Below are 14,769 nucleotides of genomic sequence, written 5' to 3' on the forward strand. Positions count from 1 at the left end.
ACGCGAATGCCACAGGCCGCGCACGATGTCACCGGGACGAGACAGGGAAAATGATGACTAAATGTCGTGCACGCGTCAACGAAAGCGGCGATCATGACGGTTCTCGTGCAGCATCCCAGAAGCGAAACCCCGGGTGAGCGCTGGCCACCCGCAGGGTACGTTAATCCTTTGAAAATACGCGAAAACCACTAGGAGGCTGGGGCGTTTTGCCGTTGTTTCAGGCATTCACGCTCGCGTATGATTTAAGGTTGACGGAAATACCAATTCAACCGTGTGGGGCTTGTGATGAGTGACAATCAAGAAAAGGCCGTCGACAGTAGCCGTCGGAATCTGTTGATTGCAACGTCCGTAGCGGGAGGCGTGGGCGGCGTTGCAACGTTGGTTCCCTTTGTCAGTTCGCTCGAACCCTCGGAGCGCGCCAAGGCAGGCGGGGCGCCCGTCGAGGCAGACATCAGCAATCTCAAGCCAGGCGACAAGATGACCGTGTCCTGGCGCGGCTTGCCCGTGTGGATCGTGCGTCGCACGCCTGACGAGATGGCTTCGCTGTCCAAAGTGACGGCGGAGTTGGCCGATCCGGACTCCAAGGAAACGTTTTCCTACCCGATGCCCGACTATTGCAAGAACGCGTTCCGCGCGCGTGTCGAGCACAAGGATCTGCTCGTGGTCGTCGGCATCTGCACTCACCTCGGTTGCATCCCTTCCGGCCCTTACCAGGCGAACGCCAACGCCGCGTTGGGCCCCGATCCGGGTTTCCTGTGCCCGTGCCACGGGTCGACCTACGATATGTCTGGCCGTGTCTTCAAGAACAAGCCGGCGCCAAAGAATCTCGACGTTCCCCGGTTCATGTTCGTGAACGACACCAAGCTCGTGATCGGTAAAGACGAAAAAGGAGAAGCGTAATCATGGCCGCCGACAAACAGGTCGACACGACGGGCTTGCTGGGCTGGATCGATCGCCGGTTTCCGCTCAGCCAGCTCTGGAGGGAGCACGCGTCCGAGTATTACGCGCCCAAGAATTTCAACTTCTGGTATTTCTTCGGATCGTTGGCCATGCTGGTGCTGGTGATTCAGATCCTCACCGGTATTTTCCTGGTGATGAACTACAAGCCCGACGCCAATCTCGCGTTCGCGTCGGTCGAGTACATCATGCGCGAAGTGCCGTGGGGCTGGCTCATTCGCTATATGCACTCGACGGGCGCATCGATGTTCTTCGTCGTGGTGTATCTGCACATGTTCCGCGGGCTGTTGTACGGTTCCTACCGCAAGCCGCGTGAGCTGGTGTGGGTGTTCGGATGCTTGATCTTTCTGTGCCTGATGGCTGAAGCGTTCATGGGCTATCTGCTGCCGTGGGGGCAGATGTCATACTGGGGCGCGCAGGTGATCGTGAACCTGTTCTCGGCGATTCCGTTCATCGGTCCGGACCTGTCGCTGTGGATTCGCGGCGACTACGTGGTGTCGGATGCCACGCTCAACCGCTTCTTTGCGTTCCACGTGATCGCCGTTCCGCTGGTGCTCATCGGGTTGATCGTCGCGCACATCATCGCGTTGCACGAAGTCGGGTCCAACAACCCTGACGGCATCGAGATCAAGGACAAAAAAGACGCCAACGGCCGGCCGCTCGATGGCATTCCGTTCCATCCGTATTACACGGTGCACGACATCATGGGGGTGGGCGTGTTCCTGATGGTGTTCTCGGCGATCGTGTTCTTTGCGCCGACGATGGGCGGTTACTTCCTGGAAGCGAACAACTTCATTCCGTCCGACTCGCTCAAGACGCCGCCGCACATTGCGCCGGTGTGGTATTTCACGCCGTTCTACTCGATGCTGCGCGCCACGACCGACGACTTCAAGCATTTGTTGATGGGGCTGGCGGTGATCGTTACGGCGATCTGGTGGGTCAAGGGCAAAGCGGCCGCGACCACGAAGGTGGCGGCGTCTGGCGGTGTCGTGTTGCTGCTGCTGGCGATGTATCTGACCGAGGCAAAGTTCTGGGGCGTGGTGGTGATGGGCGGCGCAGTGGTCACGCTGTTCTTCCTGCCGTGGCTGGACCATAGCCCGGTGAAGTCGATTCGTTACCGTCCGGGATTCCACAAAGTGTTGTTGGGTATTCTCGTCGTCGTTTTTGCGGTGCTGGGGTATCTGGGCATTCAGGAACCGACGCCCATGAAGACCGCGATTTCGCAGGTCGGCGCGCTGTATTACTTCGGATTCTTCTGGCTGATGCCGCTCTGGAGCAAACGCGGCACGTTCAAGCCGGTGCCGGATCGCGTGACCTTCGCGGCGCATTGAGCGCACGCCAACGACGACTAGGGATATCACGATGAGAAAACTGTTGCTTGTCCTGGCGCTCCTGAGTGGTTTCGCGGCGCCGGTCTTGGCCGAAGAAAGTATGGCGCTGGATACGGCGCCCAATCGGATCGACGACCTGGCCTCGCTGCAGCGAGGCGCGAAGCTGTTCGTGAACTACTGCCTGAACTGCCATTCGGCGGCGTCGATGCGGTATTCGCGCCTGAAGGATCTGGGATTGTCGGATGCAGAGATCAAGAACAATCTGCTTTTCACGACGGACAAGATTGGCGACACGATGACCGTGGCCATGCGTGCGGCGGATGCCAAGGAGTGGTTTGGTGCACCGCCGCCGGATCTGTCGGTCGAGGCCCGGGCGCGGGGGACGGACTGGCTGTATACGTACTTGCGTACGTTCTATCGAGACGATGCGCGGCCGACGGGGTGGAACAACCTGGTGTTCCCGAATGTGGGCATGCCAAACCCGCTTTGGCAGTTGCAGGGACAGCGGGGATTGAAGCATGGGGAGGGGGCGGAGCATGGTCCGGCCCAGTTCGTGCAAATTACGCAGGGGACGATGAAACCGGTGGAATTCGATGCTGCCGTGGCTGATCTGGTATCTTATCTGGATTGGATGTCGGAACCGGCGCAACGCACACGCCGGCAGTTGGGTGTCTGGGTTTTGTTGTTCTTGGGACTCTTTACGGTACTTGCCTGGCGCCTGAATGCGGCCTATTGGAAGGACGTGAAGTAAAATAACGTCTGTACGACGGGGCCAGGGTTTGGGGAGCGTCGATTTCCCGCCCCGGCCCCGTTGGTTTTTAAGGAAGACGCGCTATGATGGTTTTGTACTCGGGCACTACGTGCCCCTTCTCCCAGCGTTGCCGGCTGGTTCTGTTCGAAAAAGGCATGGATTTCGAAATCCGTGACGTCGACCTGTTCAACAAGCCGGAAGACATTGCGGTGATGAATCCGTACGGTCAGGTGCCGATTCTTGTTGAACGCGACTTGATTCTGTACGAATCGAACATCATCAATGAGTACATTGACGAACGATTCCCGCATCCGCAGTTGATGCCGGCCGATCCAGTGCAGCGTGCGCGTGCGCGTTTGTTCCTGTTCAATTTTGAGAAAGAGCTGTTCGTGCATGTGAGCGCGCTCGAGAACGAAAAGGGCAAGGCGGCGGAGAAGACGCATGAGAAGGCGCGTGCGTCGATTCGCGATCGTTTGACGCAGCTTGCGCCGATCTTCGTGAAGAATAAGTACATGTTGGGCGAGGAGTTCTCGATGCTCGACGTGGCGATTGCGCCGTTGTTGTGGCGTCTGGATCACTATGGCATCGAGTTGTCGAAGAATGCCGCGCCGTTGATGAAGTATGCCGAGCGGATTTTCAGCCGTCCGGCCTACATTGAAGCGCTGACGCCGTCCGAAAAGGTCATGCGTCGCTGATGCGTTGATTGAACCGCTGGCGAGGCTGGCCTGCCGAGTGCGGTGGGCGGGTTTCGCGGCGGGATAAGTTGGTCATATGCCTGAAACGTCTACCAAGCCTTACCTTTTGCGCGCGCTGTACGAGTGGTGTACCGACAACGGGTACACACCGTATTTGGCCGTGCATGTCGATGCCAGGACGCGAGTACCGCGCGAGTTTGTGAAAGATGGCGAGATCGTGCTGAACATCAGCTTCGATGCCACGAGCGGATTGCAGATGGGCAACGACTGGATTGAATTCAGCGCCCGCTTCGGCGGCATTTCACAGAAAGTGGAAGTGCAGGTGCCGAACGTGCTGGCGATATATGCTCGCGAGAATGGCCAGGGAATGGCATTCCCGGTCGACAAGCAGGCGTCTGCGGAAGAGGGTGCCGAGTTGGAAGCGGTGCCGTCGGTGCAGGCCTCGAGCGACGACGATTCGGATCCGACGCGCCCGGGTGGCAATGGCGCGGCGGGCGGCAACGCCGGACGGGCTCGCCTGAAGGTGGTGAAGTAATTCGCGAGGGTGGGTGTGCGGGGTGAGCGCTTTGTGCGCATTGCCCCAAAGGCCTGCGTCGCCGGATGATTTTGCCCTGACAGGGGGTCGTCAGTAACCGATGAATCGGTTACAATACGCGACTTCGCCGGCTTAGCTCATCTGGTAGAGCAGTTGATTTGTAATCATCAGGTGGCGGGTTCGAGTCCTGCAGCCGGCACCAATAAATTCAAAGGGCCACGTGATTTTCACGTGGCCCTTTGACGTTTTCAATGGTTCCCGCGCTGCCAATGTGCCGCTTGAGATGGCTCACTAACGCTCCCGGTGCAGGGCGCCGCGGGGACGCCCGACGACGCCCAGTCGCGAGGATCAGCCCGGCGAAACACATAACGCCACGCCAAAACAATCGCTGCACCCAAACCAGCGGATCAGCGCGACTGCCGCTTGTATCCTTCGCCGCCGATGCGTGCTCGGTCTACCGCCGCAATTCGGTTGCGTCCCTGGTCTTTGGCCTGATAGAGCTGCGCATCAGCCAGATTGATAAACGCGGTGATATCGATGTCTCCGGTCGGCACGACGGTGGCTACCCCGAAGCTTGCCGTGACTCGCTGGCCGTGCGGGGAGCGCAGGTGAGCAATGGCTTCCTCCGCGATCAGCGCGCGGCAACGCTCCGCGACACGCACGGCATCATCGGCATTCGTGTCGGCGAGCACGAGTACGAATTCTTCCCCGCCAAACCTGCCCAGGAACGCATTCGGCCCAACTGCCTCTTCGAGCACGCGCGCGAGGCGTTTCAGACACTCGTCGCCTTGTAGATGACCGTAATAATCGTTGTACGATTTGAAGAAATCGATGTCGACCATTACGAGCGAAAGCGGGTTGCCCGATGCCGCCGCACTCGCCCATTCGCGGGCAATGACCGTGTCGAACATGCGACGGTTGCCGACCCCGGTCAAACTGTCTGACAACGAGAGCCGCTCCAGTTCGCGCTGGAGTTCCGCGAGCCGAGCCTCGGTGCGCTTACGTTCACTGATGTCGAACATGAAGCCGATCAGCGCGTCAACGTCACCGTTCGCTTTGCGCACGACGTGGACAACGTCGCGAATCCACACATACCCGCCGTCCGCAGTCAGCGCGCGATAGTCCGCCTCATGATCGGCGCCCGCTTGCGACTGTGCGACGCAAAATTCAACAACCGCTTCACGGTCCTCCGGATGCATCCGCGAGGCCCAGTCCTCGACCGTTTTCCACGTCGACGGCGCGTAGCCAAGCAGCCCCTCAATCTGCGGGCCGATATAGGTGAACTGCATTGTCGCCCAGTCGATCTTCCAGGGGATCGCTCGGGTTGACTCGAGCAACGTGCGATAAACCGCGGGGTTGTCCTCGCCGGGCTGCTGTCCGGACGATACCAGGCTGTCCTCGTGGCGCAGGAATGCGGCTTGAAGCGAGCTGGGCGCTAAATCCTTTTCTTCGTGACTCATCGTGATCTTCCAATACCCTGTAAATCCATTATCGGCAGGTGCGGCAGGGCCTTGAGCACAGCGCGACGATTGATCGCCTGCAGACCCGCAAGTCATCGGTTGCCAACAACCGCACGTTTCCAATTGTCGCCGAGGTTGAGGCAAACTGGGCTGCTGCCGATTCGGTGCGACGTCGCCCCGAATTTGAGCTGCGCGCGGATATAGCGTCCAATCATGTAGTCGGGACATTAGACATGAAGAAGCGAGGCCCGCCGCCGCAGACGGGCCTCCGCTACAGCTACCCCCTCACTTTCGGCGGCAGCCCCTTGCCCGGCGAGTAGAGGATAAGACTCGGGCTAATCAATTTGTCCGACGCGACCACGGCATGTGCCAAGGTGTCGAAATAGATGGCGTGCTCCGGATCGGCAACCGGGGACTTTTTGATTTCCCTTGCCAGTTCGTCCCACTCGAAGCCGAGGTATTTCCTGTGTTCGTAGAACCAGACAACGTGTCCTTCCCTTGCCAGCGACTTCGGGATGTCGCGTCCGTCATCTCCTGAATCTGCACCGCCCTTTCCGTTGTCATTATCTGAAGTACTCATCAAGGCCTCCTGTGATGTGCGCGGGTTCAGCCGAGCTATCGGCCAAGCTCATCATCGCAGCAGTATCGAGCCTTGAGTTTCAGTAACTTCCGAATAACTTCGCCGATGTGTCGACACTCGAAACGTATCGGCTGCCGACAAAAACGCTCGCGACGTACGACGGGTTGAAAACACGAATGCGTCACTCCCTTGCGGCTTCCCGCTCCCGCCGCCGGTTTCCCGCTTCTCCGCGAAGCCGGACGTCGCGTTCGATTCGAACCCGCGCGGCGCAACCGGCGGGCAATGCCGGTGTCACGCCAATCCTTCGGCTTTCAGGCGCCGATACAGGGTGCGCTCGCTCAACCCCAGATGGGCCGCCAACGCCTTGCGTGTGCCCTGAAAATCGCGAACCACCGTGGCGAGATCGACCTCGCCGCCAGTCGTGCGCATCTCCGTCTGGCGGGTTGTGGCCACGTCAAGTGCGAGGTGCTCGGGCCTGATCACGCCGTCGTCGGCAAACAGACGCGCGCGCTCAAGCACGTTTCGCAATTCCCGGATGTTGCCTGGCCAGTCGTATCGAACGAGTTGCGCCATGGCCTCTGGCGAAGTATGCAGTCGTTGATCGGGTTCTTTGCCGCCTCGCTGCAGCAGCGACTCCACGAGCAGGGGAATATCGTCTCGCCGCTCCCGTAACGCGGGCAGGTGAATGGGGAAAGCGCTGATCCGGTAATAGAGATCCTGTCGAAACGCGCCTTCGGCCACCATCGTTTGCAGCGGCTTGTGGGTGGCGGCGACCAAACGGAAATCCGCCTGTTGCGTGTCGACGGAACCGACCCGGCGGTAGGTGCCCGACTCGATCAGCCGCAACAGCTTGACCTGCATTCCCAGCGGTACGTCACCGATCTCGTCGAGGAAAATGGTGCCGCCTTTTGCCGTCTCGACGAGTCCAGCCTTGCGCGTATGCGCGCCGGTGAATGCCCCCTTCTCGTAGCCGAACAGTTCGCTCTCGAACAGGGTTTCGGTCAGCCCCGAGCAGTCGACCACCACAAACGGGCCACGCGAGCGCTGGCTCGCCTCGTGCAACGCGCGCGCAAACAACTCCTTGCCACTGCCAGACTCTCCCAGCAGCAGCACCGGCAGTTCGGCAGTGGCCACCCGCTGCAGTTCGCCAAGGGCGCGATTGAACGCGGGCGACTTGCCGACCAGCCCCTGACGACTGGCTTGCACCGACGCGTGTCGTACGGTCTGCAACCGTTCGACGAATCCAACCACTTGATGATGGCTGTCCACGATCGGCCGGAGTTCAACGTCGACATGCTCCGGACCCCGCGGCGTGTGGTGGATGTGGAGAACGCGATCCGGCCCCTTGCTGATCAGCGCGCTTTGCATAGGGCAATGCTCGCCGGCCTGATCGCAGGGCACCGCGTAATGGTGCGACATCGCATAGCACTTGTGGCCGACGTAAGGCTTTCCTGCCGTCGCGAACTGGCGCTTGTAGGCCGTATTGGCCGCCAGGATCTCGTAATCGGTGTTCATCACGATCATGGGCGCGGATTCGTGATCGAGATAGGAAATCAGGGCCTGGACCTGAAAGGCCTGAAGAACGTCGGGAACGGGGTGCATAGCGGATGCTCGCGATAGTCGACCGGCAACGACTGCCAGTACTGCCATTTGGCAGTATGCCACTGCCAAATGGCACTGTCACGAGCGACAGAAATCGCTCAGTCTCATCCGAGATTTAAGTTTTTATTATTTAAATCATTGAGTTAACGGAATTTCGTGAGTTGGCATGAATTTTGATAGTTATCGGACATTCGACTGATTCATGAGGAGGAGATCATGGAGAACTTGTACATCGAGGGTCACTTCGACCCGGCGACCAGCACCATCAGCTATATCGTGCTGGATCGCGCCTCAAACCAATGCGCATTGCTCGACACTGTGCTTGATTACGACCCGAAGTCCGGCCGGACCTCGACACACAGCGCCGACCACCTTATCGAGCGGGTTCAGGCGCTGGGCGCGACGGTGCAGTGGATTCTGGAGACCCACGCTCACGCCGACCATTTGTCGGCTGCGCCCTATCTCAAGCAGAAGCTGGGCGGTCGTATCGGCATTGGCGAGCATATCCGCCAGGTGCAGGATGTGTTCGGCAAACTGTTCAATGCGGGCAGCGAATTCGCGCACGACGGAAGTCAGTTCGATCACCTGTTCGCGCACGGCGAGCACTTCCAGATCGGCGATCTGAAAGCCCGCGTCATGCATACGCCGGGGCATACCCCCGCGTGCATCACATACGTGGTCGAGGAAGGCGACCAGATCGCCGCCTTCGTGGGCGACACGCTCTTCATGCCCGACTACGGCACGGCGCGTTGCGATTTTCCCGGCGGCAATGCACGCACGCTGTTCCACTCCATCAACGAGGTCCTCAGCCTGCCGGCACATACGCGGCTCTACCTCTGCCACGACTATCAACCCAACGCCCGCAAGCTGGAATTCGTCACCACTGTCGCCGACGAACGCAAGCACAACGTTCACGTGCGTGACGGAATCAGCGAGGAAGAGTTCGTGGCCATGCGCACGACACGCGACGCGACGCTGGACATGCCGACGCTGCTGCTTCCGTCAGTCCAGGTCAACATGCGCGCGGGGCAGTTGCCGCCTGCGGAAGACAACGGCGTGCGCTACCTGAAGATTCCCCTTAACGCTGTCTGAAAACGCGAGGCGCCATCATGAATATCAATGTGGGCGGTGTGGACCGTGGGCTGCGAATCGTCGCCGGCGCGGTGCTGATGATGCTTGCGGCCACCGGGACCATCGGCTGGTGGGGGTGGCTGGGGCTGATTGCCGTGATCACCGGGCTGGTCCGGTTCTGTCCGCTCTACTCGCTGTTCGGCATCAGCAGTTGCAAGACACGGGGTCGCTGACCCCATCGCTCGGACGGCACCGGCGCGGCTTTGCCCCCGAAATGCCGACGCCGAAGCACCTATCGTCACCGAGGAGACACTCCATGAATATCAAGCAACTGACGGCGCAATTGTCCGTCTGCGCGCAGGTCTCGCCTGCCGACGTTCCGGACATTGCTGCCGCCGGCTTCAAGTCCATCATCTGCAACCGGCCGGACGGCGAAGCCGCCGACCAACCCAGCTTTCGCGAAGTGGAGCAGCAGGCTCAGGCGGCAGGGCTGGAAATCCGCTACTTGCCGGTGACACCCGGCAGGGTTTCCGACGAACAGGCCGCGCAGTTCGATCAACTGCTCGACGTGTTGCCCAAGCCGATCCTTGCGTATTGCCGCAGTGGCATGCGAAGCACGACGCTGTGGGGACTCTCGCGCGCCGATCGCCTGTCCACCGGCGAAATCCTCAAGCGCGCCGAAGCGTGCGGCTACGACCTGAGCGCGGTGGTGCGCCGGATCTCACAGACCGCTGCCACGCCGTTCACTGTCGCTGATTCGACCCACCGGGTCGTCATCGTGGGCGGCGGTGCGGCCGGCATATCCGTGGCGTCGAGTCTGCTGGCCCGCCAGCCGGGCCTCGACATCGCCATCATCGATCCCGCCGACGTGCATTACTACCAGCCTGGATGGACGCTGGTGGGCCGCGGGGTATTCAAGCCCGCACAAACCGCCAGGGTCATGGGGTCGCTGATTCCGCGCGGCGTGCGCTGGATCAAGTCGGCTGTCGCAGGCTTCGAACCGGAGCGCAACGCGGTCTTGCTCGAAGGGTGCCGGGTCGTGAAGTACGAGCAGTTGATTGTGTGCCCGGGGTTGAAACTGAACTGGGAGGGTATCGAAGGGCTCACGGATACGCTGGGGCGCAATGGCGTGACGTCGAATTACCGCTACGATCTCGCGCCCTACACGTGGGAGTTGGTCGAGCGCTTCAAAGGCGGCAATGCGCTGTTCACCCAACCGCCGATGCCGATCAAATGCGCCGGCGCGCCTCAGAAAGCGATGTACCTCTCGTGCGACGCGTGGCGACGCGCCGGTGTGCTCGACCAGTCTCACGTGAAGTTCTTCTCGGCCGGTAATGCCCTGTTCGGCGTGCCGGAATACGTACCGGCCCTCATGGAGTATGTGAAGTCCTATGCCATCGATCTCAATTTCGGCCACAACCTGACGGCCGTCGACGGCGTACGCAAGATCGCGACCTTCAGCGCGGCATCCGCCCAGGGTGACGCCGGAAAAATCGAAGTTCCGTTCGACATGATCCACGTGGTGCCGCCACAAACGGCGCCCGACTTCGTCAGCCGCAGTCCGCTGGCCGATCCCGCCGGGTGGATCGACGTCGATCAGGAGACGCTGCAGCACAAGCACTTCAGCAATATCTTCGGACTGGGAGACGCCAGTAACTCGCCCAACGCGAAAACTGCTGCGGCCGCGCGAAAGCAGGCGCCGGTGGTGGCGCACAACGTGCTCTTCAACCTTGGCCTCAAACGCGGGCAGGCACGCTACGACGGTTACGGATCGTGCCCGCTGACGGTGGAGCGCGGCAAGATCGTGCTGGCCGAGTTCAAGTACGGTGGAAAGCTCGCGCCCAGCTTTCCTTCCTGGCTGATCGACGGCACGCGCCCCTCGCGTCTGGCGTGGCTGCTCAAGGAGCGCATTCTGCCGCCGCTCTATTGGGAAGGCATGCTCAAAGGCCATGAGTGGATGGCACAGCCGGAAATGGTCGGCTGATGCGCGCTCGTTCTATGACAACCCATCGAGATCCTTTGCCATGACTGTCAGTCTGTTGCTGGGCGCCATCGTCGGCTGCATCATGGGCCTGACCGGCGCCGGCGGCGGTATCCTCGCGATTCCGCTGCTGGTGTTCGGCCGGCATCTGAGCGTGCCGGAGGCCGGTCCGATCGGCCTGCTGGCCGTGGGCATCGCGTCTGCCATGGGCGCATGGATGGGCGTGCGCGCCGGTATCGTCCGTTATCGCGCGGCAATGCTCATCGCCACCATTGGCATCGTGCTTACGCCGTTGGGTTCGTGGTTGGCGCATCACATGAATACCCGCTATCTGACGCTATTGTTCGCGGCAATCATGATTTGGGTGGCGCTCAAAGGGTTATGGGAAGCCCGCCGCGGCAAGTCGCTGGCGCCGGTGCAGCCCGATTGCCCTTGTTTGCGCGACGAAAGCGGTCGCTTCGTCTGGACGCCGCGCTGCGCCAGCCGGCTCGCGGCGATGGGCGGCGTGGCAGGGGTGCTCTCCGGCCTGCTCGGTGTGGGCGGCGGATTCGTCATGGTGCCGGCGTTACAACGCTTCACCGATCTGGCGATGCACTCGGTCATCGCGACCTCGTTGGCTGTGATCGCGCTGATCTCGCTGGTGAGTGTCGGAACCAGCATCTACGGCGGCCATTTCGATCTTACGATCGGATTGCCGTTCTCGGCAGGTGCGGTGGCCGGCATGCTGGTCGGCGGCAGGCTGCTGACTCGATGGCATCCCTCGCATCTCAAGCAGGCGTTTTCCGTGGTGTGCATGATTGTCTCGATCGGTCTGATCGCCAAGTCGATCTGAGCGTTGCCCCGGTGTTCCGCGAAGCTCCGTCGGAGCGCCTCTTTCGGAATCCGGAAAAAAGTGGTGCGTTCTGCACTGGCGGCCTCAGCGCGACGTGGCGAAGCCGATACGTTGAACGTGGCGGTTACAGGGAGCGTGGCGAGCCAGTCAACTGAACGTCGGGCATCGGGTACCGCTGTATCGCCTCATCGCACTCAAGCCGCCTGCTCCGGCGTCTCACGCCGGTGCCAGTGCGGCGGCGCGTCCAGCGGCTCCAGGGCGCTTGTCTCGTCCAGATGAAACACTGCATCGAACTGGTGGGCGAGTGATGTCCAGAAATAGTGACTTTCACGTTCGCTCTGAGGCAGATAGATCACGCCGATCGCCCGTTCAAGCATGGCTTCGCAAAGCGGCTCCGCCGCAACCTCGTTGAGTGGCAGGAAAAACCGGTCTAGCCCGGTGCTGTGAAACAGGTATTCATAGCTGTCGTGCAATGCCGGACGCACCCACTTGTGCTCGACGTCGCCGTCCCATTGAGACGCGGCCGATACGTGCCCCGTGTAGGTGCTGAAGCCGACCAGCAGCGCCTTCGCACCGGCCGCTTCACGCACCAGTTGACCAAGATTCCATTCGCCGCGCCAATGGGAGTCCGTCGCGCGTGCATCGCCCAGGTGTGAATTGTGTGCCCAGACGACAATCCGCCCCCGTCCACCACGCTGTAGACGATAGCGGGCGAGGGCGGATAGCGTGCGGTACATGTGCGCATCACGCAGATTCCAGGTGTTCAGGCGCCGCCCGAACATCGACCGATAGTAATTCTCCGCGTCGACGACAACTTCAGCATTCTGTTGCGCAAAGAACTGCGCATCGAGCGCTGCGAGGCCATCCTGCAAGAGATGGAGGCGCGCGTCGGCCCGCAGTTGCAGTAACTGGGCGACCACGCCTTCGCGTGCATCCGGCCGGCCGCCGACCGCAGTAGCGTACCCATACGCCTGAGGCTCGCGCACGTGATCGAGCGCCGCGTACCGATCGCGCGCCATGGCAGCCTGCTCGGGATCGACCCGCTCAAGATAGCGGATCACCGCATCCGCCGACTGGTACATGCTGTAGAGGTCGAGTCCATAAACGCCGACCCGTGCTTCGGGCGACAGCGAGGCGTTGTGCTCACGTAGCCACAGGATGAAGTCGCGCACCTCACGATTGCGCCACATCCAGGTAGGGAAGCGCTTGAAATCCGCAAGTGCGGCCTCCGCATCGGCATCGCCTTCGCCTTGCACGAAACAGTTCACGCGCCAGGTATCCGGCCAATCGCCTTCGATGGCGACAGCGTCGAATCCCCCCTCCACGATCAAGCGGCGGGTGATCTGTGCTCGCATCCGGTAGAAGTCTTGCGTGCCGTGCGTGGCTTCGCCAAGCAGCACGAATTCGCGATCGTGCGCCATCTCCAGCAACGCATCGTAATCGCCATCGTTGTCATTGAGCCGTTGCGCGAGCTCGCGCACGGCGAGAAAGGGTGTTGTGGCGGGATGCATCATTGAACATCCTGATGTGCGCGGGCGAGGAGCGCGCGTACTTCGGCGTCGCTCGTCTGCCCAAAGTCCCGATAGAACCGGCCAACGCCACCGAACTCGCGCTCGCTGTGGGGGCAAACGAATTCATCGGCGAGACCATCCAGTCGTTCCGCTGTGCCCTCGGGGGCGACCGGCACGGCAACAACGATCCGCGCCGGTTTGCCAGTACGCAACGCCTCGATGGCGACGCGCATCGAGGCGCCGGTGGCGATGCCATCATCGACAACGATGACGGTGCGCCCCTCGATTTTCAATGGCGGTCGATGCCCGCGGTATAACGCTTCCCGTCGCGCCAGTTCGCGGCGTTCATCGCTCAGTACGGCGACGATCTCCGGCTGGGTGATGCCGGCGGTCCGGATCGTTCGTTCGTCGAGGTAAAGTACTCCGCCAGACGCGATCGCGCCCATTGCCAACTCGGGATAGTGCGGCACGCCCAGCTTGCGCACGACCAGCACGTCGAGTTCGACCCCCAGCGCGTGCGCGACCTCATAGCCAACCGGCACGCCACCGCGCGGCAGTGCCAGTACGATCACGTCGCTGCGTCCCGCATATGGGGCCAGTTGTCGTGCAAGCACGCTTCCGGCCTCGGCGCGATCGCTAAATCGCGGCTCGTTACCCACCCGGTACGAATTCATGAGATCACCGCTTCGGCTGTGGACCTTGCTCCGAGGGGAGAGTTCGCCACGTTGGCGCTCCCTTTGAGGTACGCGGTTCGGCACGAAGCGCGATGCGATCGCCGAGAGCGCGATTCCCCATATGCGAATTGTGGGCGTCCGGTCGAGGCAATCGTTGAGGTTGATCAACAAAGTGGTACAACGAGGCGCCCCTGCCGACGCTGATTGCAACCTGGGGCAATCTCGACCCCCGTCGACGATCGTGTGAAACTGGATCGCTAGCGTGCCGCCCAGCAAGCCGTGACACCGGCGACCGGTGGGGCATCGGGAATGGAAGCGGCCCACCGCATCGGATGGGCCTCGACCTGAGCTATCTCACCAATCGGGGTTTCTCGCCCCGTTTTGCCGAGTGAAGAATGACGCAGGGGCGCATTACGCGATTCGCCGCGACCATCGCCTCCGCGAACCCACCAAAGTAAATCGCGTGGTCGGGGCCGGGCACGTGGGCCCGCTGCGCCCGTCGATCCGACCATGAAGCGACCCGCTTCGGGAGATCGGTAGATCGACGTCGTGTGCGCTCTAGGGACCGAGGTGAACTCCAGTGCAGGAACGACGCGAATGGTTTCGGTCAACGTCTCTGTTGTATCCACGCACGCCCCCGACCTTCGACAGGGTTTTCGGGTAAACGCGTATGCAAGATCTTGCATCCCCGCCGTAAACAGCAAGTGCAAGGGGCAATGCCTTGATCGCGTTTCGAAATATCAGGCCTGTATGGACTGATCTGAAGGCCGAACCCCCTGCATTCCGGTA

General features: G+C 61.1%; 14 protein-coding genes, 1 tRNA gene and 2 pseudogenes. 11 read left to right on the forward strand and 6 right to left on the reverse strand.

The features are described 5' to 3' along the window. Positions 1-285: 285 nt before the first annotated feature. From petA to PCE31106_RS11440, 7 genes and pseudogenes are all read left to right on the forward strand, one after another. On the forward strand, positions 286-900 hold the full coding sequence (gene petA / locus PCE31106_RS11415) for a ubiquinol-cytochrome c reductase iron-sulfur subunit (RefSeq protein ID WP_017234586.1): 615 nt from the start codon (positions 286-288) through the stop codon (positions 898-900). Positions 901-1,049: 149 nt separating this feature from the next. Then, positions 1,050-2,144: pseudogene (locus PCE31106_RS11420) on the forward strand (cytochrome b); the annotation flags it as partial. Further along, positions 2,084-2,323 (forward strand): Bbp19 family protein, encoded by a 240-nt coding sequence (locus tag PCE31106_RS24630; RefSeq protein WP_437343808.1) that lies wholly within the window; start codon positions 2,084-2,086, stop codon positions 2,321-2,323. The pseudogene PCE31106_RS11420 and the gene PCE31106_RS24630, both read left to right, overlap by 61 nt. Next, complete coding sequence (locus PCE31106_RS11425; RefSeq protein ID WP_026132066.1) at positions 2,320-3,039, forward strand: cytochrome c1; 720 nt, start codon at positions 2,320-2,322, stop codon at positions 3,037-3,039. Before PCE31106_RS24630 ends, PCE31106_RS11425 begins: the two co-directional genes overlap by 4 nt. Before the next feature lie 83 nt (positions 3,040-3,122). After that, positions 3,123-3,734: a glutathione S-transferase N-terminal domain-containing protein gene (locus tag PCE31106_RS11430; RefSeq protein ID WP_023593906.1), complete on the forward strand. Its 612-nt coding sequence runs from the start codon at positions 3,123-3,125 to the stop codon at positions 3,732-3,734. 76 nt (positions 3,735-3,810) lie between these two features. Beyond that, a complete protein-coding gene (locus tag PCE31106_RS11435) occupies positions 3,811-4,269 on the forward strand; it encodes a ClpXP protease specificity-enhancing factor (protein WP_150552182.1) in 459 nt (152 codons plus the stop codon). A gap of 126 nt (positions 4,270-4,395) precedes the next feature. Then, positions 4,396-4,471, forward strand: a tRNA-Thr gene (locus tag PCE31106_RS11440). A gap of 205 nt (positions 4,472-4,676) precedes the next feature. Here PCE31106_RS11440 and PCE31106_RS11445 read toward each other — a convergent pair. From PCE31106_RS11445 to PCE31106_RS11455, 4 genes and pseudogenes are all read right to left on the reverse strand, one after another. Continuing rightward, entirely contained in the window at positions 4,677-5,729 is a 1,053-nt protein-coding gene (locus PCE31106_RS11445; protein ID WP_150563315.1) for a GGDEF domain-containing protein, read from the reverse strand. A 277-nt stretch (positions 5,730-6,006) separates the two neighbouring features. Beyond that, positions 6,007-6,309 carry a hypothetical protein gene (locus PCE31106_RS11450; RefSeq protein WP_150563316.1) on the reverse strand — a complete coding sequence of 101 codons (303 nt, stop codon included), beginning with the start codon at positions 6,307-6,309 and terminating at the stop codon, positions 6,007-6,009. A gap of 291 nt (positions 6,310-6,600) precedes the next feature. Beyond that, positions 6,601-6,738, reverse strand: coding sequence for a helix-turn-helix domain-containing protein (locus tag PCE31106_RS24680; RefSeq protein WP_369751594.1), 138 nt, complete (start codon positions 6,736-6,738; stop codon positions 6,601-6,603). A gap of 38 nt (positions 6,739-6,776) precedes the next feature. Beyond that, positions 6,777-7,911, reverse strand: a pseudogene (locus tag PCE31106_RS11455) (sigma-54 interaction domain-containing protein); the annotation flags it as partial. 216 nt (positions 7,912-8,127) lie between these two features. Here PCE31106_RS11455 and PCE31106_RS11460 point away from each other — a divergent pair. From PCE31106_RS11460 to PCE31106_RS11475, 4 genes are all read left to right on the forward strand, one after another. Further along, the gene (locus PCE31106_RS11460) at positions 8,128-9,003 is read left to right on the forward strand and encodes an MBL fold metallo-hydrolase (protein ID WP_150563318.1); all 876 of its coding nucleotides are present in this window, start codon (positions 8,128-8,130) and stop codon (positions 9,001-9,003) included. A 17-nt stretch (positions 9,004-9,020) separates the two neighbouring features. Next, positions 9,021-9,215: a YgaP family membrane protein gene (locus tag PCE31106_RS11465; RefSeq protein WP_150563319.1), complete on the forward strand. Its 195-nt coding sequence runs from the start codon at positions 9,021-9,023 to the stop codon at positions 9,213-9,215. A gap of 83 nt (positions 9,216-9,298) precedes the next feature. After that, on the forward strand, positions 9,299-10,966 hold the full coding sequence (locus tag PCE31106_RS11470; RefSeq protein WP_150563320.1) for a bifunctional protein tyrosine phosphatase family protein/NAD(P)/FAD-dependent oxidoreductase: 1,668 nt from the start codon (positions 9,299-9,301) through the stop codon (positions 10,964-10,966). A gap of 40 nt (positions 10,967-11,006) precedes the next feature. Further along, a complete protein-coding gene (locus tag PCE31106_RS11475; protein WP_150563321.1) occupies positions 11,007-11,795 on the forward strand; it encodes a sulfite exporter TauE/SafE family protein in 789 nt (262 codons plus the stop codon). 194 nt (positions 11,796-11,989) lie between these two features. On the opposite strand, the gene PCE31106_RS11480 is transcribed toward PCE31106_RS11475, so the two are convergent. After that, the gene (locus tag PCE31106_RS11480) at positions 11,990-13,306 is read right to left on the reverse strand and encodes an erythromycin esterase family protein (protein ID WP_150563393.1); all 1,317 of its coding nucleotides are present in this window, start codon (positions 13,304-13,306) and stop codon (positions 11,990-11,992) included. After that, positions 13,306-13,980, reverse strand: a complete 675-nt coding sequence (locus PCE31106_RS11485; RefSeq protein WP_150563322.1) for a phosphoribosyltransferase — start codon at positions 13,978-13,980, stop codon at positions 13,306-13,308. The genes PCE31106_RS11480 and PCE31106_RS11485 overlap by 1 nt, the downstream gene beginning before the upstream one ends. Positions 13,981-14,769 lie beyond the last annotated feature (789 nt).

This window comes from Pandoraea cepalis (assembly GCF_902459665.1).
Taxonomy (GTDB): Bacteria; Pseudomonadota; Gammaproteobacteria; order Burkholderiales; family Burkholderiaceae; genus Pandoraea; species Pandoraea cepalis.